Here is a 25,443-nt window from a genome sequence, read left to right on the forward strand (position 1 = left end):
ACAGATCAAGCCGGCGCTGAGCCGGCTTTTTTTTGGCTAAAAAAGAGAAGAGCTGCATGAGCGTGAGTCTGTCAGAAGATGTGAAAAACGGTCTGGTCGATTCGCCAGCCGAATGGGGTGACGACCAGCTGACACGTGACATTCTGAAGCCGCGGCTGGAGCAATTTCAGCAACATCTGGCCGCCGCGTTTGATGCCGGTGAACCCGTTGAGCCGCTGATTGATGCCCGCACGCTGTTTATCGATCGGCTGCTGCGTCGCCTGTGGCGCTTTTTTGGCTTTGATGAGATGCCGGCTATCGCGCTGGTCGCCGTTGGCGGCTATGGCCGTGCCGAGCTGCATCCACTCTCTGATATTGACGTCCTGATCCTGAGCCGCCAGCCGCTGAATGAACAGGCTGCGCAGCGCACCAGCGATCTGTTAACGCTGATGTGGGACCTTAAGCTGGAAGTGGGTCACAGCGTCCGCACGCTGGAAGAGTGTCTGCTGGAGGGGTTATCTGACCTGACCGTTGCCACTAATCTGATTGAGTCACGCATGCTGACCGGCGATGTGGCGCTGTTTCTGGAATTACAGAAAAACATCTTCAGCGATGGTTTCTGGCCCTCATCCTGCTTTTTCGCCGCCAAAATTGAAGAGCAGCAGGAGCGCCACAAGCGTTATCACGGCACCAGCTATAACCTCGAACCGGACATTAAAAGCAGCCCCGGTGGCCTGCGGGACATTCATACGCTGCAGTGGGTCGCCCGACGCCATTTTGGCGCCACCACGCTGGATGAGATGGTCGGCTTTGGTTTCCTCACCGACGCGGAGCGCAGCGAACTCAACGAATGTCAGGCATTTCTCTGGCGCATCCGCTTTGCCCTGCACCTCTCCCTGCCCCGCTACGATAATCGCCTGCTGTTTGATCGCCAGCTCAGCGTGGCACAACGCCTGAATTATCAGGGCGAGGGCAATGAGCCGGTCGAGCGGATGATGAAAGATTTCTATCGGGTCACGCGGCGTATCGGCGAACTGAATCAGATGCTGCTGCAGCTGTTTGATGAGGCGATTCTGGCGCTCTCCACCAACGAAAAGCCCAGGCCTATTGATGACGATTTCCAGCTGCGTGGCGATTTGATCGACCTGCGCGACGAAACGCTGTTCCGGCGAGAGCCGCAGGCAATCCTGCGCATGTTCTACGTCATGGTGCGTAATGACAGCATCAAAGGGATCTACTCCACCACCCTGCGTCACCTGCGCCATGCGCGTCGTCATCTTAAACAGCCGCTGTGTCAGATTCCGGAAGCGCGCCGCACCTTTATGTCGATTCTGCGCCATCCCGGCGCGGTCAGCCGGGCGCTGGTGCCGATGCATCGCTACAGCGTGCTGTGGGCTTATACGCCGCTGTGGGGCCATATCGTCGGACAGATGCAGTTCGATCTGTTTCACGCCTACACCGTAGATGAGCACACCATTCGGGTGTTGCAGAAGCTGGAAAGTTTTGCCACTGAAAGCACCCGCCCGCAGCATCCACTGTGCGTCGAGTTATGGCCGCGCCTGCCGCAACAGGAGCTGTTGCTGATGGCCGCGCTGCTGCATGACATTGCCAAAGGGCGCGGCGGCGATCACTCTATTCTCGGCGCGCAGGATGCGCTCGACTTTGCTGAAATGCACGGTCTCAACTCACGTGAAACCCAGCTGGTGGCCTGGCTGGTGCGTCATCATCTGCTGATGTCGGTGACAGCACAGCGGCGCGATATTCAGGACCCGACGGTGATACAGCAGTTCGCCGAGGTGATGCAGAATGAGAACCGGCTGCGCTATCTGGTTTGCCTGACCGTAGCCGATATCTGCGCCACCAATGAAAGTCTGTGGAACAGCTGGAAGCAGAGCCTGTTACGCGAGCTCTTTTTCGCCACCGAGAAGCAGTTGCGACGCGGCATGGAAAACAGTCCGGATCTGCGTGAGCGGGTGCGTCATCATCGCCTGCAGGCGCTGGCGCTGCTGCGGATGGACAACATCGATGAAGAGCGTCTGCACCAGATCTGGAATCGCTGCCGCGCTGACTACTTCCTGCGCCATACGCCGAATCAGATCGCCTGGCATGCCCGCCACCTGCTGGTTCACGACCTGAAAAAACCGCTGGTGCTGGTCAGTCCGCAGGCCACGCGCGGCGGGACCGAAATCTTTATCTGGAGTCCCGATCGCCCGCACCTGTTTGCCGCCGTTGCGGGTGAACTCGATCGCCGTAATCTCAGCGTGCACGATGCGCAAATCTTTACCAGCCGCGACGGCATGGCGATGGATACCTTTATTGTGCTGGAGCCGGATGGCAGCCCGCTCTCTCCGGATCGCCATCCGATGATCATTCAGGCGCTGGAGCAGGCAATAACCCAGTCAGAGTGGGCGCCCCCGCGTACCCGCCGTCCGTCGGCCAAACTCAGGCATTTCAGCGTCGATACCGAAGTCAATTTCCTGCCGACGCATACCGATCGTCGCAGCTATCTGGAACTGGTGGCGCTGGATCAGCCAGGCCTGCTGGCGCGGGTCGGTGAAGTCTTTGCCGATCTCGGAGTCTCACTGCATGGCGCACGCATCAGCACCATCGGCGAGAGGGTCGAAGATTTGTTTATTCTGGCCAACAGTGAACGTCAGGCGCTGGACGAAGAAATGCGAAAAGCGTTGCGACAACGGTTGACAGAGGCCCTTAATCCAAACGATAAAGTGTGACCAGACTCGATTTGTAAACATTAATCTCTTTACTTGTGTCGGGGTATTGCCCGGCATCGCACATGACAGATCAGGAAAAAAATATGCAACAGTTACAGAGCGTTATTGAATCCGCCTTCGAACGTCGCGCTGACATCACACCCGCCAGCGTCGACAGCGAAACCCGTGATGCCATCAACCAGGTGATCGCCCTGCTGGACAGCGGTGCACTGCGCGTTTCTGAGAAGATCGACGGCGAGTGGGTAACGCATCAGTGGCTGAAGAAAGCCGTACTGCTCTCTTTCCGCATCAATGACAATCAGGTGATGGAAGGTGCAGAAACCCGCTTTTACGACAAAGTGCCGATGAAGTTTGCTGGCTGGGATGAAGCACGTTTCAAAGAAGCCGGTTTCCGCGTCGTGCCGCCTGCGGCTGTGCGTCAGGGTGCCTATATCGCCCGCAACACGGTGCTGATGCCTTCTTACGTCAACATTGGCGCCTTTGTGGATGAAGGCACCATGGTGGACACCTGGGCGACCGTTGGCTCCTGTGCACAGATTGGTAAAAACGTTCACCTTTCTGGCGGCGTGGGTATCGGTGGCGTGCTGGAGCCGCTGCAGGCGAACCCGACCATCATCGAAGATAACTGCTTCATTGGCGCGCGCTCTGAAATCGTTGAAGGCGTGATTGTTGAAGAAGGTTCCGTGATCTCAATGGGCGTTTACATCGGTCAGAGCACCAAAATCTATGACCGCGAGACCGGCGAAGTGCATTACGGCCGTGTTCCTGCGGGATCCGTGGTGGTCTCAGGTAACCTGCCCTCTAAAGATGGCAGCTACAGCCTCTACTGTGCCGTAATCGTGAAGAAAGTGGATGCGAAAACACTTGGCAAAACAGGTATTAACGAGCTGCTGCGCACCATCGACTGATTTAAGCGACGGGCTGGTTTCCAGCCCGTCATCTTTTCTTTACAGTTATTCATGAACAACATGCTTCGCGTCGCGAATTAACTGGTGCGTTTAGTTTTTATCCAGGTCATAATCCGCGCCAGTTAAATCCTGTCGCGCAATGTTCATCCCGCTTATTTATGTCTACAGTTGACGGACGTCATGAACAAGTCTGCGCGCTTCTCACTTTTGATGGAAACAACGCTATGTATGACAATCTGAAAAGCTTAGGTATCAGTAACCCGGACGACATTGACCGCTATAGCCTGCGTCAGGAAGCCAATAACGACATTCTGAAAATCTACTTCCGCAAAGATAAAGGTGAGTTTTTCGCGAAGAGCGTCAAATTCAAATATCCGCGCCAGCGCAAAACGGTTGTTGCCGATCACGCGACCCAGGGCTACAAAGAAGTTCAGGAAATCAGCCCGAATCTGCGTTATGTCATCGATGAACTGGACCAGATTTGCCAGCGCGATCAGGTTGAAGTCGATCTGAAACGCAAAATTCTGGATGACCTGCGTCACCTGGAAAGCGTGGTTTCTCACAAGATCACTGAAATTGAATCGGATCTGGAAAAATTAACCCGTAACGGTCGTTAATTTCCTGCCCGACCAGAGAGGCCAGCATTGCTGGCCTTTTTTATGCCGCAAATCTGCACTTCAGCCCTGCTCATCCAGTTGCAAAGCAACATAGAGCAACAGCCTGTCATCAAAATGGCCTAGATTCAGTCCGGTCAGTTCAGAAATCCGGTTCAGCCGGTATTCCAGCGTATTACGATGAATGAACAGCGCACGCGCGGTGGCGCTCGGCTGGACGTTATGGGTAAACCAGGCGATCAGCGTGCGGCGCAGCAAGCCGTTGTTATCCATGCTCTTGAGCTTCGCCAGTGGTCGGGCGAGCTCATTGGCCTGCCAGCCACCCCGCAGGCTGTCGAGCAGCACGGGCAGCACCAGATCCTGATAAAAATAGCTGCGCACCTCGGGCATACGTTGCTTGCCCACCATCATCGTGGTGCGCGCCGTCCGGTAAGAGCGTGCGATGCTGCCGGGTCCGGTAAAGAAGTTGCCCAGCGCGATACGCATCCGAAGATGACCGCTCTCTTTCATCCGCTGTAGTAGCTGCTCTACGCGGCGGCGATGATCTTCCTGATCGTGACGCCCATGCCCATTCAGGGCCGGTTTCAGCACCACCATTTCGGTCAGTGACACAATCGCGATCAGATTGTCCCGCTCCGGCGTGGTCAGCAGCGTTTGCAACTGCTGTAACTCTGACATCGCGCTGTCGACGCCGAGCTGACCACTATCCACTTCCACTACGGCGACCACACGCGGCTGATTGAGATCGATCCCGAGCCGCTGCGCCCATTCGGTCAGCTGTGGCGACAGGGTATCGCTGCGGATCAGGTTCAGCACCAGCTCTTCACGCAGACGGCTGTCCTGCGCCAGCATATGCAGCAGCCGGGCCTGCTCCAGCATCATCTCCGCGGTCATGCAGACCAGCTCGCCATAATGCCGCAGCGCCAGCGGCTCACCAGTCAGGCCGATCACCCCGACGATGTCACCATCAATGCGCAGCGGCAGGTTAATGCCAGGCCGCACGCCATGAAGATGTTTAGCCACGGCCTCATCGATGTCGACAACGCGCCCCTGAGAGAGCACCAGCAGTGCACCTTCGTGCAACTCCCCAATACGTTCCCGGTCACCGCTGCCGATAATCCGGCCCCGCGCATCCATCACGTTGACATTGCTGTCAATAATTTTCATGGTGCGCGCCACGATATCCTGTGCCAGCCGGGCATCAAGGTGATAGGTAGCCATCCATTACTCCTGAAAAGAGGGGGGAGAAACAGAATACGCATGCACAGCACGCAGAACATTGTGCAATTGCACAGAGCCAGGCCGTCATTTGCCGAATTTGCGGTGAGCATCACACTCTGACGAGGCAGAAAGTGGACATAAAAAAGGCGGACCGCAGTCCGCCTCTTCATCCGTTGCTGTTCGCTTACTGCATCAGCAGATAGATACTGCTGTCGCCGCGTTTCACATTCAGCGCCAGAACGGACGGCTTGCTGTCGAGAACTTTGCGCAGCTCACCCAGGTTGGTCACTACCTGCTGGTTAACGCCCTGGATCACATCGCCCTTTTTCAGGCCGATACGCGCCGCAGCACTGCCCGGTTTCACGTTATCAACCCGGACACCTTTGGTACCCGCTTCGATATTGCTGAGATCGGCGCCTTCAATGCCAGTGTAGATGGTCGCGGACTGCACTTTTGACTGGCTGCTCTGCTGCAACTTAACAGAGACATCGACCGGTTTGCCGTCACGCAGCAGCCCCAGTTTCAGGGTGGTGCCAACCGGAAGTGAGCCCACTTCCGCACGCAGCGAAGCAAAGCTGCTCAGCGGTTTACCGTTCATCGAGACAATGACGTCGCCCGCTTTAATACCGGCTTTGGCGGCCGCTGAGTCTGGCAGCACCTGGCTGACAAAGGCACCACGTTGTGCGTCGACCTTCATCGCTTTTGCCAGCTCGGAGTTCAGCTCAGTCCCCTGCACGCCCAGCTCGCCGCGTTTCACCTGACCAAACTCGACCATCTGTGCCGTCAGGTTTTTCACCATGTTGCTGGGGATAGCAAAGCCGATACCGATGTTGCCGCCATCGGGCGCCAGAATGGCGGTGTTAATCCCGATCAGTTCACCGTTGAGGTTAACCAGCGCACCACCGGAGTTGCCCCGGTTAATGGCCGCATCTGTCTGGATAAAGTTTTCGTAGTTTTCCACGTTCAGGCCACTGCGTCCCAGCGCGGAGACGATACCTGAGGTGACCGTTTCACCCAGACCATAAGGGTTGCCGATCGCCACGGTATAATCGCCGACGCGCAGGTTGTCAGAGTCAGCGATTTTGACTGCGGTAAGATTTTTGGCTTCCTGCAGCTGAATCAGGGCAATGTCAGAGCTGGGATCTTTACCGATGACTTTGGCGTCATAGCGACGACCGTCGCTGAGCTGTACCTGAATTTTGGTGGCATTATTCACGACGTGGTTATTAGTTACCACATAGCCTTTGTCAGCGTTAATGATGACACCCGATCCCAGAGCACGGAATTTTTCCTGCTGTGTATCAGGCACTGGCGCGCCGCCGTTACCGCCTGCACCGTCGCCGTTCTGGCACATCGGTGAACCCTGGAACGGGGAACCATCCTGGCAGAATGGCGAATTGTCGCCAAAGAATTGCTGAAATTGCTGCGGCATACGCGGGGTTTTCACCGTGGTGGTCCCCTCGACGCTGATACTGACCACAGACGGCATCACCTTCTCCAGCATCGGTGCCAGACTTGGCTGTTGCAGGCTATCGGAAGAGGCCGTTTGCGCAGCAGAAACAGTAACAGGGGCGAGCGCCATGCTCAGGCTCAACGCCAGCGCACTTAACATTAAGGTCTTTTTTTTCATTTTTCGTTTCTCAATAAGATTACTGTTCAGACCATTGCTGTGGTCGAAAGGTGAGATAAATGTTTTAGCGCGAAGTTCCTTTAAAAGTTTAAGGCAAAAGTAAAAATTTATTCGCGCTCTTTACAATTGGCGGCTTATTCTACCGCCATCAGTCGTCGGTACTCATCCCAGGCATAGAGATCGGTCATACCACTGATATAATCCTGAATGAGCCGGAAGCGATAATAACGTTCCCACAACAGACGCTGATATTTATGTTCTACAACCAGATTACGCATCTTATGCAAATAGGCTTTACGGTGTTTACCCGAGAGCTTATGAAAAAGCCGGGTTTCGATCGGATGCTGACGCAGGAAATCTTCATTTATCAGCGTGGTAAAGGCTTCGTAATTAAGGCGCATCAGCGGCTGATAGATCTCCAGCAGCCCTTTAATCACCCGGTAACCCTGCAACTCCAGCTGCTCTACTTCAGAATGATTAAAGACCTGCTGGCGCGCAACGGTTTTAAACAATTGCAGTAAGCGGCCCTCTTCACCCTCATCTTCCAGTAGCGCATGGTTAAAACTTCCATCGAATATAGCAGGAAGATTATCAACAAAACGTTTCACCGCATAGCTTACCAGTACGCTCTGAACATTTACGCGGAGTGACATAAAAAATTGATCGCTGCGGCTTCGGCGTTTTTTACTGCAGGCTTCACGCCAGGCTTCGCCAATAGTCCGACTGAAAGCGTCATTATTTTTAACCGGCCCCCAGGCTTTATTGAGAAACTCATACAAACTTTCAACATTAAAGATATCTTTTTCTACAGCGTCGTCCAAATCGGCAATACAATAGGAGATATCATCCGCAGCTTCCATTATATAAGTCAGCGGAAAACGGTGGTGTTCTTCCATATTGGTGGCAGCACGCAGGTCGGCAATATAATCCTGCTCAGAGAGATAAAACCCAGGCTTCTTCATGAGTACGCTAAATTCGGCGGGCTTTTCCCCCTGCCACCAGGCAGGCGCGGTATATTTCAGGATGCAGGCGACCTGAGAATAACTGAGATTCAGTTGCAGCAGCGTATGCACCATCCGGATCGCCTGCGCATTGCCTTCAAAGTGACAGAGATCCTGGCGGATCATGGCGTTGAGTTGATCAAAGGCTTTACGCTGTGCTTCTCCTTCCACGCCGGCCACCAGCGGATCAACCAGCTCGGCAGAGAGGTTCTCTTCAAACCAGTCATTAATCGCCGCCTCGCCAAAATGGCCAAAAGGTGGATTACCGACATCATGCATCAGACAGGCCATCTCAATCAGACTTTCAAAGGCGCCTTCCAGTTCATCAAGACCATACTGCGCCAGCCCGCCCTGCATCTTCAGGGTTTGCAGAATCTCTTTGGTGATGTAACGCCCGGTCTGCTGCACCTCCAGCGAATGCGTCAGGCGGGAACGAACGGCAGCGTTACGCTCCAGCGGAAACACCTGCGTTTTTTGCTGCAAACGCCGGATAGCGGCGGAGTTTATAATCCGTCCGCGATCGCTCTCAAAATGGCGCGTAATGTAATATTCGCCTTCCGGTTCCTTGCGGCTGTTATAAGGGCGCGAGAAGCTGATCTTCTTCCTGAAATTGATCGCTGACATGGATTACCCCTTATTTTTTCGTGAATTAATCCCCTGAATGCCATGGTAGACTATGCCCTAAATTTTGATTCTTTACATTAGCGGAACTCACTATGAAAGCAGGCATTATTGGCGCGATGGAGCAGGAAGTCACACTGCTGCGCGACAAAATTGAAAACCGTCAAACGCTGTCGCTGGCGGGTTGTGAAATTTATACCGGCACCCTGCAGGGCGTTGAGGTGGCTCTGCTGAAATCGGGCATTGGTAAAACCTCTGCCGCGCTGGGTACCACGCTGCTGCTGCAGCTCTGCAAGCCGGATGTGGTGATCAACACCGGTTCGGCTGGCGGTTTAGCGCCGTCGCTCAGCGTCGGTGATATCGTGGTGTCAGAAGAAGTGCGTTATCACGATGCTGACGTCACCGCTTTTGGTTATGAGCCGGGTCAGATGGCGGGTTGTCCTGCCGCGTTTGTGGCAGACAGCAAGCTTATCGCCGCTGCAGAAGCCTGTATTCAGCAGCTGGATCTGAAAGCCGTACGCGGTCTGGTAGTCAGCGGTGATGCCTTTATCAATGGTGCCGAACCGCTGGCGCGCATTCGTAATCTGTTCCCGCAGGCGATTGCCGTTGAGATGGAAGCCACCGCTATCGGCCATGTCTGTCATCAGTTCCAGGTGCCTTTTGTGGTCGTTCGCGCCATTTCCGACGTGGCCGATAAGCAATCTCACCTCAGCTTTGATGAGTTCTTAAGCGTTGCGGCGAAGCAATCTTCGCTGATGGTGGAGAACCTGCTGGCGCATCTGGCGCGTGGCTAAAACGCTACTCCTCTGCTGGCTGCTGCTGTTAAGCGGCAGCCTGCTGGCTTCACCGCCACGCGTGATTACCCTCTCCCCTCACCTTACCGAACTCGCCTTTGCTGCCGGGATTACCCCGATTGCGGTCAGCGCCTGGTCCGACTATCCGCCGCAGGCGAAACAGATTGAGCAGGTCGCAAACTGGCAGGGCATCAAGGCTGAACGTATTCTGCAGCTTAAGCCGGATCTGGTGTTAGCCTGGCGAGGCGGTAATCCGCAGCGGCAGATTGACCAGCTACAGCAGCTCGGCGTGCCGGTTAAATGGATTGATCCGCTGACGCTGGATGAGATGTTCACGGCGCTGGCCGATCTGGGCCACTGGAGCCCCAGACCGGAGCAGGCAACTCGCGCTGCCCGCCAGTTACGTCAGCAGGAAGCCGCGCTGCGTCAGCGCTATGCTCATCTGACTGCGGTTCCGCTTTTTTTGCAATTTGGTCAGCAGCCCCTGTTTACCGCCGCCAGAGCCACGCTGCAGAATGAAATTATTACGTTATGTGGCGGCAGGAACATCTTTGCTGACAGCCGCGTCAGCTGGCCGCAGGTCAGCCGTGAGCAGGTGCTGATGCGCCATCCTCAGGCCGTTGTGACGGGTGGCAGTGCGCAGCAGGCGGAAAACATCCGGGTGTTCTGGCGACCGCAGCTGGATGTACCGGTGATTGCCATCAACGAGGACTGGCTTAGCCGGCCAGGCCCGCGACTGCTGCTGGCCGCGCAGCAACTCTGTGCGGCCCTGCATCCCGATGAATAAATCGGCGAATTGATTAAAGTCACTGCGATTTTTGCCGTTGATCAATACCAGAGACGAACGCGCCACGTATGCTCGCCGTCCTTTTAGCGCTCCGGCGCTTTTTTAAAACACCAGGAACCTTATATGACCAGAGCACTGCTGCTGGCCATAGGGCTGTCGATCGCCGGTTCTGCCTTTGCAGGATCGATAAATGGCTCTATTGGCGCCAGACTTGTCATCTATTCACGCTGTGAAATCAACACGGCTAACGGCCAGCCCGCGCCGCAGATCAACTGCGGCAGACAGGCAAGCGCGCAGCCGCGCGTAACAAACGGCCAGATTCAATCGCAGGGAAGTGTGAAGCAAAGTAACCGGCTGGTCACAATAGAATGGTAAACGAGGCCGTCTGTATGACGGCCTGCATTATCAGATACTGAAGGAAGAGCCACAGCCACAGGTGGTTTTGGCATTCGGGTTGGTCACGATAAAGCGTGAGCCTTCCAGACCTTCCGTGTAATCCACTGAACCGCCCACCAGATATTGCAGGCTCATCGGATCAACCACCAGTGAGACGCCCTGCTTTTCAATCGTCATGTCGCCATCATTCATCTGGTCATCAAAGGTGAAGCCGTACTGGAAACCACTGCAACCGCCACCGGTGATATAGACGCGAAGTTTCAGCGCCGGGTTCTCTTCGTCGGCAATCAGGTTCTTCACCTTGGTGGCTGCGGCGTCGGTAAACTGCAACGGCAGTGCTACTACTTCATCACTCATGTTTTACTCCGGTAAACGCCCAGGTCAGAAAACGACCTTAATTACACTATTATCAGCCAGCACCTCAGCGCAATCAAGCTCTGCCCTTCGCACTCTGTGCCGCTTTCACTCCTGTTAAGGGCACAGGGGGCGAATCCACCTTTCGTCTGCTGCCCCTCTTCCGTAGAATGGCGCAATATTTTTCTGAACCGCTGGAGCCGAAAATGAGTAAGTCCGAACAACTGTTTGCCGAGGCACAACGCCTGATCCCGGGTGGGGTAAACTCGCCAGTACGCGCATTTACCGGTGTGGGCGGCGTTCCGCTGTTTATTGAACACGCTGATGGCGCCTATCTCTATGACGCTGACGGCAAAGCCTATATCGACTATGTCGGCTCATGGGGTCCGATGGTGCTGGGTCATAACAACGCGGCGATTCGTAACGCCGTGATTGAAGCGGCACAGCGCGGCTTAAGTTTTGGCGCACCGACCGAAATGGAAGTGACCATGGCGCAGCTGGTGTGTGAGCTGGTGCCGAGCATGGAGATGGTGCGGATGGTCAACTCCGGCACCGAAGCGACCATGAGCGCTATCCGCCTGGCGCGTGGCTTTACCGGCCGCGATAAAATCATCAAGTTTGAAGGCTGCTACCACGGCCACGCCGATCATCTGCTGGTGAAAGCCGGCTCCGGTGCGTTAACACTGGGTCAGCCGAACTCGCCGGGCGTACCGGCCGATTTCGCTAAACATACCCTGACCTGCACCTTTAACGATCTCGACTCAGTGCGCAGCGCTTTTGAGCAATATCCCGAGTCGATTGCGGCCATCATCGTTGAGCCGGTGGCTGGCAACATGAACTGCATCCCACCTCAGCCGGAGTTCCTGCCGGGTCTGCGTTCACTGTGTGATGAGTTCGGCGCACTACTGATTATTGATGAAGTGATGACCGGTTTCCGTGTCGCGCTGGGTGGCGCGCAGGCTCATTACAATGTGCGCCCTGATTTGACCTGCCTTGGGAAAATCATTGGTGGCGGAATGCCCGTCGGTGCGTTCGGTGGCCGTCGCGAAGTGATGGCAGCGCTGGCCCCGACCGGTCCGGTTTATCAGGCGGGAACGCTCTCTGGTAACCCAATCGCCATGGCGGCGGGTTTCGCCTGCCTGACGCAGATCGCGCAGCCGGGCACCCATGAGAAGCTGGATGCCCTGACCCGCAAGCTGGCAGAGGGTCTGCGTGAAGCAGCACAACAGCAAAATATCCCGCTGGTGATTAACCATGTTGGCGGGATGTTCGGCCTGTTCTTCACCGATGCTGACAGTGTGACCTGTTACGCCGATGTGACCCGCTGCGATGTGGAGCGCTTTAAAACCTTCTTCCACCTGATGCTTGAAGAGGGCGTTTACTTTGCGCCTTCAGCCTATGAAGCGGGCTTTATGTCGCTGGCGCACAGCGAAGAGGATATTCAGCGCACTGTCGACGCCGCGCGTCGTTGTTTCGCGAAGCTGTAATTGCGGCAGCGTTAAAGATGAAGACCGGCAGCAGCCGGTCTTTTGTTATTGATGAGGCTTGCCCCGCTCTGTTGTGAGAGGGTGCACGCACAGGAAACAGGGTCAGATCGGAAAGGCGCGAAAGCCGTCATCCATGACTCGCTCGGCCCGCGCGATTACGCACCTCATCCATGAGGTGCGCCCGTTGCCGGGCCAACGCTTCGCGTTGTTCAAAAACGCTCCCGGCGTTTTTGTCCCTGCCGCGGGACGCTTTCCTCCTCTGACCCAATTTCCTGCGCATTGAGCTTCTTCGTTGTTGTCAGATTCACCCTACTTTGGATCTGGCCGGCGTCTGAAACCAGCCTGCTTTTTCCTCTTAACCTGAACGCCGCAGCAGCCAGATAAAGTAAGGCGCGCCTAAAAAGGTCGCCATCAGCCCGGCTGGGATCTGATCCGGGAATGCCAGCATCCGTCCGCACCAGTCAGCCAGCACCATCAATCCCGCCCCCAGTAATCCTGACAGCAGCAGTTGCGGTAACGCCCGCCGGAATCCCAGCATGCGCGCCATATGGGGCGCCATTAGTCCGACAAAACTCAGCGGACCGATAGTCAGTGTCGCGCTGGCGGTCAGCGCGGCCGCCAGCAGCAGCAGACTCAGCCGCGCAGGCGTCAACGCCATACCGGCCGAGCGTGCGGTAGCGCTTCCCAGCGGCAGCAACGTCAGCCAGCGACTGGCCAGCGGTGCCAGCGACACCAGCACCAGCGCGCAGATTGCGCTCTGAACCGCCTGAGTGCCGCTGATGTTATAGGTCGAGCCGGAGATCCAGCTAAGCAGCCCGCCCATACGCGGATCGCCACTCGCCAGCAGTAGCATCAGCAGGGTGACAAAGGCGCTGTTAAGCGCCATGCCCGCCAGCAGCATTCGTTCCGGCGAAAAGCCGCCCCGACTGGCTACCGCCATGATCACCAGCAACGTCAGCGCCGCGCCCAGCGCACCGGCGGGCAGCAGCCAGGCCAGCGCATCGCCCGGCACAAAGAACATCATCATCACCACGCCAAAAGCGGCACCCGAACTGATGCCCAGCACTTCCGGGCTGGCCATGGGATTGCCGGTCAGCCGCTGAATCAGACTCCCCGCCACGCCCAGCATCAGGCCGGTCACCAGCGCGGCCAGCACGCGCGGTGCGCGCCATGGCAGCAGCGATTGCAGCATCTCACCCGCAGACCAGACCCAGCCCTGCGCATCACGACCAAACGCCAGACCACCCCACCCCAGCAGCGCCAGGATGGCAAGTCCCGTCAGCGCCCAGCGCAGCAGGTTCTGTCGCTCGGCGGGCACCTTATCACCCTGATTCAGCGCGGGCGGCACCGAACCGGTGCGCAGTCGCGGCAGCAGCCACAGCAGAATCGGTACGCCGAGCAGCGCCGTGGCGGTGCCGGTCGGGATATCGCGCCAGTGAGTGCTGAGCCACAACACGCAACTGTCCGCCAGCCACAGCAGCAGCGCGCCAGTCAGCGGAGCCAGCAGCATCCGGGTGATGAGCCGTCGTCCACCCAGCAGCTTCGCCAGCAGCGGCGCAAACAGCCCGATAAAGCCGATGATACCGGCGACGTTGACCAGCTGTGCGCTGAGCAGGATCGCCAGCCCGAGGCCACCGACACGCGCCACGGAGAGCGCAAGGCCAAGGTTTTTCGCTACGCCATCATCCAGCCCCATCAGCGTCAGCGGACGCAGCAGCGCCAGCGCCAGCACAAACGCCAGCAGCAGGCGCGGCCAGAGTTGCTGCACATTTTCCCAGCTCATCTGATTCAGCGCGCCGGTGCTCCACAGAAACATGTTCTGCAGCTGATCGTGATTGAAGATAGCGAAGATTTGATTCACCGCGCCGCTGTAGAGGCTCAGCACCAGCCCGGCCAGAATCAGCGTTACCGGCGACAGACGTTTACCCCAGGCCACACCAAACACCAGCGCCCCCACCAGCAGCGCGCCACTGAGCGCGGCAAACTGCTGTGTCAGCGCCCCGCCCGGCAGATGCCACAGCGTCGCCACGGTAATGCCCAGCTGTGCGCCGGAAGAGACGCCCAGCGTGGTTGGCTCCGCCAGCGGATTACGCAATATCTGCTGAAACAGCAGACCGGCTAACCCCAGTCCACTCCCCACCAGCAGCGCCAGCACGATACGCGGCAGCAGGCTGTGGTGAAACACCATCTGCGGCAGGCTATCGACCGCCGGTGACCAGAGTGCCTGCCACCATTCAGCCTGTGGCAACGCCTGATGCAGATTGACCAGCGTCAGGCTGAGCGCCAGCAGAAACAGCAGGCTGAGGAGGCCTGCGGGAAACAGAGCATGGCGCATCAGTGCGACTCCAGCGCGCGTTCCAGCACGCGAACAAAGTGCAGCGCCGAGAGCGTCGCACCGTAATACCAGACGGCCGGGACGCGCTGAAAGCGTCCGGTGCGTACAAACGGCAGCGACTGCCACAGCGGGCTGCGCATCAGTTGCTGCATCTCCGCATCGTTATCATGATCAAAGCAGATGACATCCACATCCCCGACCTGCGCCAGCTTTTCAATGCCGATCACCGCGCTGCCCCAGAAATTTGTTTCGCCCTGCCAGCCATTTTTCAGGCCCAGCAGAGTCATCACTTCCAGAAACAGACTGTTTTTGCCGAAGGTAATGGCGTGACGACTGTCGAGCAGCGACATCAGCAGGATAGTGCGTCCGGCATAGGGCGCCAGCCGCTGGCGCGCCGCCGCCAGCTGATCATCAACCTCGCGCAGATGCTGTTCCGCTCGCGCGCTTAATCCAAGGCGCGCCGCCAGCTGACGCAGCGATGCGCGCGCGGCAGTGAGAGGTTTCCCGTCGCCGCTGTGGAGGTCGAAGCCCATAATAGGCGCGATGCGCGTCAGTTTCTCTTTAGGCGGGCCGTAGCCGTTGGAGCAGAGGATCAGCGACGGCTGCATTTGCGCCATCAGCTCAAGATTGGGTTCGGTGCGCAGACCTACATCGATCACACCCTGAGGAAGCGGCGGCTCCCCTACCCAGATATTGTAGTTGTGCAGATCGGCCACGCCCCAGGGCGTGACGCCTAGTGCTATCAGCAGTTCGGTGGGTAACCACTCCAGTGCAATAATCCGACCCGGATTTGGCGTGGCGGCACGCAGGGGAAGCGCACAAAACAGCGGAGAGACTGCCAGCGCCAGCATCAGTCGGCGGCGATTAAGATCGGGCATCATCCTCTCCTTAACAGACAAAACTGACCGGCGCGCCGCCCTGCGGGTGCGGTAAAATGTCCATCGGAATGCCATAAATCGCACCGAGCACCTCAGCCTGCATAATCGCCTCTGCGTCTCCTTCGGCAATCATCGCGCCCTGACGCAGCGCCACCAGATGATCGCAGTAGCGTGCTGCCATATTGATATCGTGCAGCACCGCAATCACGGTTAAGCCCCGCTGCTGGCTCAGTGCTTTTATCAGCGCCAGCACCTCAACCTGATGGGCAATATCCAGCGCCGACGTCGGTTCATCCAGCAGCAGACAGCGGCTGTTCTGCGCCACCATCATCGCCAGCCAGGCGCGCTGACGCTCGCCGCCCGACAGGCTATCTACCAGCCGTCCGGCAAAGGCGTTAAGCCCGACCTGGCCAATCGCATCCTCTACCCGGTCGCGATCTTCCTGACCAAAGCGCCCCAGCGCGCCGTGCCAGGGATAGCGGCCAATCGCCACCAGTTCACGCACCGTCATCCCTTCGGCTGCCGATAACTGCTGCGGCAGATAGGCCACCTGACGGGCAAAGGCTTTGCTGTTCCAGCGTCCGACGGGCTGCTGATTCAACAGCACCTCTCCGCTGCTGGCTGCGTGGTGACGACCCAGCATTTTTAACAGTGTTGATTTGCCCGAGCCGTTGTGACCGATCAGCCCGGTCACTTTTCCCGGCGGAAAGGTCAGCGACAGTGGCTGAAGGAGAGTCCGGCCCGGCACTTCAAAACTGGCGTTTTTCAGCGTAAAGGTCGCCTCTTCTGCGTGCGGATGCGGCATGGTTATCCCTGTGAACGGGCGCCGAAGCGCCCGGTTAAATCAGAATCTGAAGGTCGCGGTGCCGACAATCTGTCGTTCCGCACCCCAGTAGCAGGCGTATTCACGGTAGCAGCTGGCGACGTAGTCGCGGTCAAACAGATTGTTGACGTTGACGCCCACTGTCGAACCCGGCAAACCGAAACGACCCAGATCATATTTCAGCGCCGCATCCACCGTGGTGTAACCGGCAACTTTAAAGTTCTGGTTCTGCTCAGTGCCAGTGCTGTAAAGCCCCTGGCTCTCACCGACATAACGCACACCCGCGCCGATCGTCACGCCTGACAAAGCGGTTTCGTGGAAGGTGTAGTCGCTCCACAGTGAGGCCATATGTTTCGGCACCTGTACCGGCGTTTTGCCTTTGAGCTGGGTGTCTTCGGTATATTCCGCATCGGTGTAGGTGTAGGACGCCGTCAGGTTAACGTTGGCATTCAGCGCCGCTTTAGCTTCCAGCTCTACGCCCCGTGATCGGATTTCACCGCTCTGCACGCTGGCAAACGGATGATTAAACGTATCAGGGTCCGCGGTCAGGTTTTTGGTTTTGGTCAGCTGATAAAGCGCTGCGGTGAGCACCACCGGACGATCTTTCGGCACATACTTCACGCCCGCTTCATACTGCTTAGCACGTGACGGATCAAATGCCTGACCGTCATAGGTCGCACCCGCATTCGGAATAAAGGCTTCGCTGTAGCTGAAGTAAGGCGCGATGCCGTTATCAAACACATAGTTCAGGCCGCCGCGCCAGGTAAAGGCCTGATCGTTCTGACGATCAACGCTATCCGCTACCCGATCGTAAACCGAGTTCATGGCATAGTCGTAGCGGCCACCCAGCGTCAGCACCCAGCGGTTCCACTCCATCTGGTCCTGAGCATAGAGGCCGGTCTGACGCTGTTTGTTGAGATGCTGATAAGGATCGGCAAATGGCGTTACGCTGTTATCACCATATTGCGGATTAACCGCATTCAGGCTGGAGGCAGTGCCAAACTGTGCGTCGATATCATTGCGGGTACGCTGGAAGTCCACGCCCAGCAGCAGCGTATGATCAACCTGGCCGGTGGCGAATTTCGCCTGCGCCTGGGTATCGACCGCCAGTTGGTTGAGTTTCTCTTCTGAAACCGCCGAACCGCGCGTGATTTCCTGAGTCGCCGGCAGGAAACCATTGCCATAAATGCTGCGGTAATCGGTGCGCAGGTCGGCATAACGCAGGTTCTGGCGCAGCGTCCAGGTGTCGTTAAAGCTGTGCTCGGCGTTATAACCGACCATTTTGGTGTTGCGTGAAATCTTGTTGCTCTGCTCGCCTTCATCAAAGTTGGTTGGCAGTTTGTACTGGCTGCCATCAGCGCGGGTGATCGGTACCACCGTGCCCTGACGCGGCAGCCAGCCGTAATAACCGGTTTCTGGCTCGTTCTGGAAATAGGTCAGCAGGTCAATGCGGGTGCGATCGTCGGGACGCCAGCTGAAAGCCGGTGCGATGGTGTAGCGCTTCTCTTTGTTCATCGCCTGCTGCGCATCCTGACTGCGCGCCTGGCCGGTCAGGCGATAGCTGTAGACGCCGTCGTCGTCCAGCGCGCCGCCAAAGTCAAAACCGGTCGAGAAGAGGTTGTCGTTGCCCATCTGGAACTGCACTTCACGCAGGGTTTCCTGGGTCGGACGCTTACTCACCAGCGAGACCACCCCGCCGGGATTGCTCTTACCGTAGAGCACCGAAACCGGGCCGCGCAGCAGTTCAGCGCGTTCCAGGAAGTAAGGATCGATGGCAAACTCAGAGTAGTTGTCACCCTGCAGTTTCAGACCATCCAGATACTGATTGGTGTTGGTTTCGCTGAAACCGCGAATCGACAGCGCATCAATCACGTCTGAGCTGCCCCGGTTACCGGTCAGCACGCCAGGCGTGTAGTTAAACGCCCCTTTCACGCTGGTTACGTTACGCATCTCCATCTCTTCACGGGTGACCACGGAGATGGACTGCGGATTTTTTTCAATGGGGGTATCAGTTTTGGTCCCGGTGGCGCTGCGTTTCGCTGCCACGGTGGGTGCCGGTCCCCAGGCGCTTTCCGCCTCGACGCCGCTGCCGCCATCAGCCGAGACGACCATCGTCTCCGCCTGCGCGGCGTAAAGAGAGGAGCTCAGGCTCAGTGAGATCATGATGCCCAGAAGCGGTCGGGAAAATGTTTTTTTGGTGTTGTCAGAAAAAGTCGTTCGCGCATTCATAAAAGTGTCTCTTAACAATAGGCTCAGGCAGGCGAATCGAAACGATAATGATTATTATAACGCTTAGATAATATGCGAAATTCAGCAGGCACTGCAAGAAGAAATCCCAGTAGTGACGCCGTTTGCAGGCCGATTGACGCGTATTGATCAGGAACAAAAAAAGGGCGCCGAAGCGCCCTTTTTAACCTGTCTGACTGATTTATTTGCCAAACATATCTTTTATCCACCCTGCTACGCCGTCGCTATCTTTCTGCTCCTGCTGTTGCTGGGCCGGTTGTTGCGGCTGCTGCTGCTGCTGTTGTTGCTGCTGCTGATCGAAGAGCTGTTGTTGCTGCTGAACCTGCTGCTGCTGTTGCTGACACAGCGCATTCGGATCCAGCGCCCATACCGGCAGAGAACGCCAGGTGCTGCTGCCCGTGCCGCAGACAAAGTTACCGGCAGAATCCACATTCATCAGCGACACATCTTCCGGTGGCGTCAGCTGTAACGGCATCGGGGCCTGAATGTCCAGGTAGCGACGGTAGAGCTGCATCGCGCCGCTGGCACCATAGAGTTTGGTCGGCTGGTTGTTATCGCGTCCCACCCAGGTGATCGCCACTTCTTTACCATCAATACCGGCAAACCAGCTGTCCACCAGATCGTTGGTAGTACCGGTTTTGCCCGCCAGATGCGCATTCGGGAAACGTGCGCCCAGCGCACGGGCGGTACCGTGGTCAGCCACCTGTTGCATGGTGTAGAGCGTCAGATAAGCGGCCTGCGCCGGCTCAACACGCTGCGCCTGCGGATAGCTCTGATAGAGCACGCTGCCATCTTCCGCAATCACCGAACGCACCGCTGACAGCGACGCGCGGTTGCCGCCGCTGGCAATCGACTGGAACGCCTGAGCCACTTCAACCGGTGTCAGGTTTAAGGCACCCAGCAGCATCGATGGCACCGGATGCAGCTGCTCTTTTGGCACGCCCAGCTTGTTCCAGGTATCCACTACCGCATCCAGCCCCAGCGTCATACCGAGGTTTACGGTCGGCACGTTCATTGAGTTGGTCAGCGCATCCACCAGCATCACTTTGCCGCTGAAGCGACGATCGTCGTTCATCGGTTTCCAGATGCTGCCGTTTGGCTGTTTCAGCGCAATCGGCTCATCGGCGATCCAGCTGTTCAGCCGGTAGCTGTTTGGCTGGCTCAGCGCGGTCAGGTAAGTCGCCGGTTTCGCCAGTGAGCCGATAGAGCGGCGTGCCTGCAGCGCGCGGTTGTAACCGGCATACTGTGGATCGGCACCGCCGACCATAGCGCGGACTTCGCCGCTGAAACGGTCAACCACCACCATCGCGGTTTCCAGATCTTTCAGACCACGCTGTTTTTTCAGCGTCGGAATGCCATCGATCACCGCCTTTTCGGCCGCATCCTGCGACACCGGATCCAGCGTGGTGAAGATTTTCACCCCGGAGAGATCTTTCACCTTGTCACCCAGTTTCGCCTGAAGCTCGTTACGCACCATCTGCATAAAGGCCGGCTGCGGCGTAATCACGCCGCCTTTCGGCTGCACGCCCAGCGGACGGGCCGACAGCATGTCATACAGCTCCTGGTCGATCACTTTCTGCTGCTGCAACAGGCGCAGCACGAGGTTGCGTCGTTCCAGCGCCAGTTTCGGGTTACGCCACGGATTATAGAGCGACGCGCCTTTCACCATGCCGACCAGCATCGCCTGCTGATCCAGACTCAGCTCATCAACCGGACGGCCAAAGTAGTAGAGGCTGGCCAGCGGGAAACCGCGGATCTGATCGCTGCCAGCCTGACCGAGATAGACCTCGTTCAGGTAGAGCTCCAGGATGCGATCTTTGCTGTAGCGCGCATCCATGATCACCGCCATATAGGCTTCACGCGCTTTACGCCACAGCGAACGCTCGTTGGTGAGGAACAGGTTCTTCACCAGCTGCTGCGTCAGCGTACTGCCGCCCTGCACCGCTTTCCCGGCCGTGATGTTCGCCAGGAAGGCGCGGCCGATGGAGTAAGGGCTGATGCCATCATGCTCATAGAAATGGCGATCTTCGGTGGCGATCAGCGTATCGACCAGCAGATCCGGGAAACCGGCGCGCGGTACGAAGAGTCGCTGTTCACCGTTCGGCGACTGCAGCATGGTGATCAGACGCGGATCGAGGCGGAAAAAGCCAAAATCACGACCGGTTTCAAGGTTTTTAATCTCGCTCAGCTCATCTTTACTGAAGCTCATGCGCGCGTGGATCTGCCCCTCTTTACTGTCGGGGAAATCAAACGGGCGACGCAGCAGATCGATGGTGTTGCCCTTCACCGAAAACTCGCCAGGGCGGGTAATACGGGAGACTTCGCGATACTGAGTACCTTCCAGCAGCGCCACCATTTCACTTTTGTTGTAGGCCATGCCGGGTTCCAGGCTGACCATGCGGCCATAGACGGTGGCGGGCAGTTGCCACACTTTACCGTCAATCCGGCTGCGAATTTCCGAGTCGAGGTAGATGCCCCACGCGGCCATGACCACCACAAACACCAGGAACAGTTTGATTACCCATCCCAGCCAACGGCGTTTGCCGCGCGGCGGTTTTCCACCTTTACCTTTACGTGGCACCGGCGCTTCCTCCTCGTCATCATTAAAATCGTCCTGATCGATATCCTGTTCGATATCCCTGCGTCGTCCCCGGCCCGCACTGCTGCGCGGCGGCAACGGTTTACCTTTGCGCCCTATTGGTTCGCGATCGTTCCCAGACATTACTTTTCTTCTCCAGGCAGTGCTTACGGCAGCGCCGCTACTCTAACTGCTTTCTCGCGTGCCGCATGGCAGAACCCTCTGAATTCGATCCAGCGGACTCAACCCTGCGGGGACATTTTTTTGGTTCGCCTTGTTGGCAAGGCGGTGGCCGGATCCTCGGGCCAGGGATGTTTAGGATAACGTCCCTTCATCTCTTTCCTGACCTCCGGCCAGGCACCGCGCCAGAACGCCGCCAGATCGCGGGTGATCTGCAACGGGCGCTGGGCGGGCGATAACAGCTCCAGCACCAGCGGAATTCGTCCTTCCGCCACGGTGGGATTCTGCGCCTCGCCAAACATCTCCTGAATCCTTACCGCCAGCGCGGGCGGCTTCTCCGCATCGTAGCGGATTGGCAGCCGGCTTCCGGTGGGCACAGTGTAATGAGTTGGCAGCACAGTATCCAGCCGCTGACGCTGTGACCATGTGAGTAAATGTAAGAGTGCCGTGGTCAGGTTCACCGCCTGCAGGCTGCGGAGATCGCGTACCGCTGACATCTGCGGCAACAGCCACTGCGACAGGCTCTCAAGCAGCGTTTCATCGTCGGTCGCGGGCCAGCTCTCTTCCGGCAGCCACCGGGCCGCACACTGGATTCGCAGACGCAGCTGTTCGGCCTCCGGCGTCCAGCCCAGTACCGACAGACCTTTTTCGACGATCCAGCGCAGCATGGCCGCGTGCAGCACCTCCGGTTCCGGGCGCGCCATCGGCTGGGTTTTCAGTATCAGCGCGCCAATCTGCTCACGTCTGAAAGCACGCAGCGTGCCTTTCTCTTCGTCCCACTCTACTTCGGTCCGGCGCTCAATCAGGGCGGGCTGCTGCTGGCACAGCGTTTCAATATCGACCGGCAGTGCCAGCAACATCCGGGCATCCGGTGTGGCACTGCCCTGCAACAGAGCAGGCGCAATCAGCCACTCATTACGCGTCAGGCCATCCTGCTCATCGAGTCTGGCGCCCAGCCCGTTGGCCAGCTGATAGCGACCGCTCTGATCGCGTCGCCGCGCCAGCCGATCGCCAAAGCCCACCGCCAGCAATCCGGCGAAACGATCTTCATCGATGCGCCCGCCACGGATTTTAAGCCGCTGCTGCCACTGCTGCGCCCGCCGCTGCCATTGCGCCTGCGGCCGATGCAGCGCATCACGCAGGTCGGTGCTGCCGCTGCGGGGAGGATCTTCCAGAATCGCCACCAGCAGCGCGGCGCTGGCGACCGCATCCGGCTCATCGCTTGCGGCACACAGTATGGCGGCGAGTCGGGGATCGCATCCCAGCTGCGCCATGCGCCGTCCCAGCGTGTTGAGCAGGCCGTTGTTGTCCAGTGCTCCCAGTCGGGTCAGCTGCTGCTGCGCCGCATCCAGATTTCTGGCGGGCGGCTGGTCCAGCCACTGCAGCTGTTGCGGCTGGGTACAGCCCCACTGCAGCAGATCCAGCCACAGTGACGAGAGATCGCTGTTAACGATTTCCGGTTCACTCTGCGCCGCCGCTCGTGATGCCTGCTCCTGCGGCACCAGATGCAGGCAGAGTCCCGGCATCAGTCGCCCGGCGCGACCCGCTCGCTGGATCATCGATGCCTGGCTGATTCGCTGGGTCTGCAGACGCGTCACGCCGCTGCGGGCGTCAAACAGAGCGCTGCGTTCCAGCGCACTGTCGACCACCAGCCGAATCCCCTCAATGGTCAGGCTGGTTTCGGCGATATTGGTGGCAAGCACCACTTTGCGGCGGCCGTCGGCAGCAGGCAGAATTGCCCGGCGCTGCGCCGCCAGCGGCAGTGCGCCATAGAGCGGCGTCAGATCAACGTCGTCACTGATGCGTGATTCCAGCTCGCGCTTCACCCGTTCGATCTCCGCCACACCCGGCAGAAACAGCAGCAGCGAACCGCTCTCATCCCGCAGCAGCTGGGCGACTTCACGCGCGACCGCCTCTTCAAAACGCACATTCTGATTCAGTGACGCGTAACGCCGCTCAACCGGATAGCTGCGCCCTTCTGAGACGATCAGTGGCGCATCCGGCAGCAGCGCCGCCAGCCGGGCGTTGTCCAGCGTGGCGGACATCAGCATGATTTTAAGGTCGTCGCGCAGCCCCTGCTGTACATCAAGCAGCAGCGCCAGCGCCAGATCGGCCTGCAGGCTGCGCTCGTGAAATTCATCGAGGATCACCAGCGACACGCCTTCCAGCATCGGGTCGTGCTGAAGCATGCGGGTGAGCATGCCTTCGGTCACCACTTCCAGCCGGGTCTGTGGCCCGACGCAGCTTTCGCCACGCATCCGGAATCCCACCGTGCCACCCGGCTGCTCGCCGAGTTGCTCCGCCAGCCGCTGCGCCACATTACGCGCCGCCAGCCGACGTGGCTCCAGCATGATGATCCGTCCCGGCAGCGCCGCCTGCTGTAACAACTGCAGCGGCAGCCAGGTCGATTTGCCTGCCCCCGTGGGCGCGGCCAGCAGGATTTGTGGGGCGTCACTCAGCGCCGCCAGGATGTCAGGCAGCACCGCGCTGACCGGTAAATCGCTCACAGCAAACTCCGCTTCTGCCTGTGCTAAGATGGCGCGCATTGTAGCATCCATCCGTGATATTTGCCGGAGAGCGCCATGGCGACACAACGCTTATTTTTTGCCATCAGCCTGCCTGACGAGATGCAGCAAGAGCTGGTGCGCTGGCGGGCCGATACCTTTCCTGCGGAGGCGGGCCAGCCGGTGGTCGCGGCGAATCTGCACCTGACGCTGGCGTTTCTTGGTGAAGTTGCGCCGGAAACCTCACAGCGCCTGCAGACGCTGGCCTCCCGTATTGTGCAGCCCGGTTTTGATCTCGACCTTGATGATGCCGGACACTGGCCGCGCCCCGGCGTGGTCTGGCTCGGCTGCCAGCGCGCGCCACGCGGTCTGTTGCAGCTCGCCAGCCTGCTGCGGGCCCAGGCCGCCCGGCATGGCTGTTACCAGAGCCCCCAGCCGTTTCATCCGCACATCACGCTGTTACGCCACGCCACGCAGCCGGTGACGTTACCGCCGCGCGGCTTTCACTGGCGTTTTCGCGTCTCCACCTTTTCTCTGTTCGCCTCTGAATATGCCCGGGGCCGCACCCGCTATCGCGCCCTGGCTAGCTGGCCATTACATTCTCAGGATCCACATGCACTTCTCTCCGCCCCTTAAACCCGCCCGTCTGATCGTCCGTTACAAACGTTTTTTGGCCGATGTGGTGACGCCAGAGGGCGACGTTCTGACAATTCACTGCGCCAATACCGGCGCCATGACCGGCTGCGCCACGCCGGGCGATCGGGTCTGGTACTCGACGTCCGACAGCCTGACGCGCAAATACCCCCACAGCTGGGAACTGACCGAAACACAACAGGGCCACTGGATCTGCGTGAATACGCTGCGCGCCAACCAGCTGGTGGCTGAGGCGCTGGAGCAGGATCGGCTGCCGGCGCTGGCCGGTTATACGCATCGTCAGGCGGAAGTGAGATATGGCACTGAAAAAAGCAGAATTGATTTCCTGCTCAAAGCAGAGGCCCGGCGCAACTGCTATATTGAGGTGAAATCCGTAACCCTTCTACATGAAGGAAAAGGGTATTTTCCGGATGCGGTGACGATTCGAGGACAGAAACACCTGCGTGAACTGGCAACAGTTGCGGCAGAGGGTCATCGGGCCGTTTTGTTGTTTGCCGTTTTGCACTCGGGGATTGAGGACGTTTCTCCGGCACGTCACATTGATGTGGCGTATGCAGAACAACTGGCTCAGGCGCAGCAGGAGGGCGTAGAGGTTTTAGCGTATCAGGCAGACTTATCGGCGGAGGGAATGTTTCTTAAATCGCCGATCAACGTAACCTTGTAATATCTTTTGCAATTTTATGTGTTAAGAATGTTCTGAGCTAAGGGCCAATTACGCTG

General features: G+C 58.0%; 19 protein-coding genes. 9 read left to right on the forward strand and 10 right to left on the reverse strand.

What is annotated here, in order from left to right:
- Positions 1-56 precede the first annotated feature (56 nt).
- The 3 genes from glnD to HFD95_RS18650 all read left to right on the forward strand — a co-directional run bounded on the left by glnD (position 57) and on the right by HFD95_RS18650 (position 4,236).
- Positions 57-2,711 carry a bifunctional uridylyltransferase/uridylyl-removing protein GlnD gene (gene glnD / locus HFD95_RS18640; protein WP_167430606.1) on the forward strand — a complete coding sequence of 885 codons (2,655 nt, stop codon included), beginning with the start codon at positions 57-59 and terminating at the stop codon, positions 2,709-2,711.
- A gap of 83 nt (positions 2,712-2,794) precedes the next feature.
- Positions 2,795-3,619 carry a 2,3,4,5-tetrahydropyridine-2,6-dicarboxylate N-succinyltransferase gene (gene dapD, locus HFD95_RS18645; protein ID WP_010671859.1) on the forward strand — a complete coding sequence of 275 codons (825 nt, stop codon included), beginning with the start codon at positions 2,795-2,797 and terminating at the stop codon, positions 3,617-3,619.
- A gap of 224 nt (positions 3,620-3,843) precedes the next feature.
- Entirely contained in the window at positions 3,844-4,236 is a 393-nt protein-coding gene (locus HFD95_RS18650; protein ID WP_010254085.1) for a DUF3461 family protein, read from the forward strand.
- Between the two features lie 60 nt (positions 4,237-4,296).
- Here HFD95_RS18650 and HFD95_RS18655 read toward each other — a convergent pair whose 3' ends face one another.
- From HFD95_RS18655 to dgt, 3 genes are all read right to left on the reverse strand, one after another.
- Entirely contained in the window at positions 4,297-5,454 is a 1,158-nt protein-coding gene (locus HFD95_RS18655) for a CdaR family transcriptional regulator (protein ID WP_010254083.1), read from the reverse strand.
- A gap of 184 nt (positions 5,455-5,638) precedes the next feature.
- On the reverse strand, positions 5,639-7,084 hold the full coding sequence (gene degP / locus HFD95_RS18660) for a serine endoprotease DegP (RefSeq protein ID WP_010671858.1): 1,446 nt from the start codon (positions 7,082-7,084) through the stop codon (positions 5,639-5,641).
- 134 nt (positions 7,085-7,218) lie between these two features.
- A complete protein-coding gene (dgt, locus tag HFD95_RS18665; RefSeq protein WP_010254077.1) occupies positions 7,219-8,709 on the reverse strand; it encodes a dGTPase in 1,491 nt (496 codons plus the stop codon).
- Between the two features lie 92 nt (positions 8,710-8,801).
- On the opposite strand from dgt, the gene mtnN reads away from it, so the two are divergent.
- The 3 genes from mtnN to HFD95_RS18680 all read left to right on the forward strand — a co-directional run bounded on the left by mtnN (position 8,802) and on the right by HFD95_RS18680 (position 10,662).
- The gene (mtnN, locus tag HFD95_RS18670; RefSeq protein ID WP_033756625.1) at positions 8,802-9,500 is read left to right on the forward strand and encodes a 5'-methylthioadenosine/S-adenosylhomocysteine nucleosidase; all 699 of its coding nucleotides are present in this window, start codon (positions 8,802-8,804) and stop codon (positions 9,498-9,500) included.
- The gene (btuF, locus tag HFD95_RS18675; RefSeq protein WP_010671857.1) at positions 9,493-10,287 is read left to right on the forward strand and encodes a vitamin B12 ABC transporter substrate-binding protein BtuF; all 795 of its coding nucleotides are present in this window, start codon (positions 9,493-9,495) and stop codon (positions 10,285-10,287) included. The genes mtnN and btuF overlap by 8 nt, the downstream gene beginning before the upstream one ends.
- A 123-nt stretch (positions 10,288-10,410) precedes the next feature.
- The gene (locus HFD95_RS18680; protein ID WP_010254068.1) at positions 10,411-10,662 is read left to right on the forward strand and encodes a hypothetical protein; all 252 of its coding nucleotides are present in this window, start codon (positions 10,411-10,413) and stop codon (positions 10,660-10,662) included.
- Positions 10,663-10,692: 30 nt separating this feature from the next.
- Here the strand turns inward: HFD95_RS18680 and erpA are convergent, their stop codons facing one another.
- Positions 10,693-11,040, reverse strand: coding sequence for an iron-sulfur cluster insertion protein ErpA (gene erpA, locus HFD95_RS18685; RefSeq protein ID WP_010254064.1), 348 nt, complete (start codon positions 11,038-11,040; stop codon positions 10,693-10,695).
- A 203-nt stretch (positions 11,041-11,243) separates the two neighbouring features.
- Here erpA and hemL point away from each other — a divergent pair, with 203 nt between their 5' ends.
- Complete coding sequence (gene hemL, locus HFD95_RS18690) at positions 11,244-12,524, forward strand: glutamate-1-semialdehyde 2,1-aminomutase (RefSeq protein ID WP_010254062.1); 1,281 nt, start codon at positions 11,244-11,246, stop codon at positions 12,522-12,524.
- Positions 12,525-12,879: 355 nt separating this feature from the next.
- On the opposite strand, the gene fhuB is transcribed toward hemL, so the two are convergent.
- The 6 genes from fhuB to hrpB all read right to left on the reverse strand — a co-directional run bounded on the left by fhuB (position 12,880) and on the right by hrpB (position 24,111).
- Positions 12,880-14,859, reverse strand: a complete 1,980-nt coding sequence (fhuB, locus tag HFD95_RS18695; protein WP_061703654.1) for a Fe(3+)-hydroxamate ABC transporter permease FhuB — start codon at positions 14,857-14,859, stop codon at positions 12,880-12,882.
- Positions 14,859-15,737: a Fe(3+)-hydroxamate ABC transporter substrate-binding protein FhuD gene (gene fhuD / locus HFD95_RS18700; RefSeq protein ID WP_167430607.1), complete on the reverse strand. Its 879-nt coding sequence runs from the start codon at positions 15,735-15,737 to the stop codon at positions 14,859-14,861. The genes fhuB and fhuD overlap by 1 nt, the downstream gene beginning before the upstream one ends.
- Positions 15,738-15,747: 10 nt before the next feature.
- Positions 15,748-16,542, reverse strand: a complete 795-nt coding sequence (gene fhuC / locus HFD95_RS18705) for a Fe3+-hydroxamate ABC transporter ATP-binding protein FhuC (protein ID WP_167430608.1) — start codon at positions 16,540-16,542, stop codon at positions 15,748-15,750.
- Positions 16,543-16,581: 39 nt separating this feature from the next.
- Positions 16,582-18,789, reverse strand: a complete 2,208-nt coding sequence (gene fhuA, locus HFD95_RS18710) for a ferrichrome porin FhuA (protein WP_167430609.1) — start codon at positions 18,787-18,789, stop codon at positions 16,582-16,584.
- Positions 18,790-18,988: 199 nt separating this feature from the next.
- The gene (gene mrcB, locus HFD95_RS18715) at positions 18,989-21,529 is read right to left on the reverse strand and encodes a bifunctional glycosyl transferase/transpeptidase (RefSeq protein WP_010671853.1); all 2,541 of its coding nucleotides are present in this window, start codon (positions 21,527-21,529) and stop codon (positions 18,989-18,991) included.
- A 98-nt stretch (positions 21,530-21,627) separates the two neighbouring features.
- Entirely contained in the window at positions 21,628-24,111 is a 2,484-nt protein-coding gene (gene hrpB, locus HFD95_RS18720) for an ATP-dependent helicase HrpB (protein WP_167430610.1), read from the reverse strand.
- Between the two features lie 36 nt (positions 24,112-24,147).
- Here hrpB and thpR point away from each other — a divergent pair, with 36 nt between their 5' ends.
- Positions 24,148-24,705 (forward strand): RNA 2',3'-cyclic phosphodiesterase, encoded by a 558-nt coding sequence (gene thpR / locus HFD95_RS18725; RefSeq protein ID WP_010671851.1) that lies wholly within the window; start codon positions 24,148-24,150, stop codon positions 24,703-24,705.
- Positions 24,683-25,387, forward strand: coding sequence for a DNA/RNA nuclease SfsA (gene sfsA / locus HFD95_RS18730; protein ID WP_022625441.1), 705 nt, complete (start codon positions 24,683-24,685; stop codon positions 25,385-25,387). Before thpR ends, sfsA begins: the two co-directional genes overlap by 23 nt.
- The last annotated feature ends 56 nt before the right edge of the window (positions 25,388-25,443 follow it).

It is taken from the genome of Pantoea sp. EKM10T (assembly GCF_011800685.1).
In the GTDB taxonomy this organism is placed as follows: domain Bacteria; phylum Pseudomonadota; class Gammaproteobacteria; order Enterobacterales; family Enterobacteriaceae; genus Pantoea; species Pantoea agglomerans.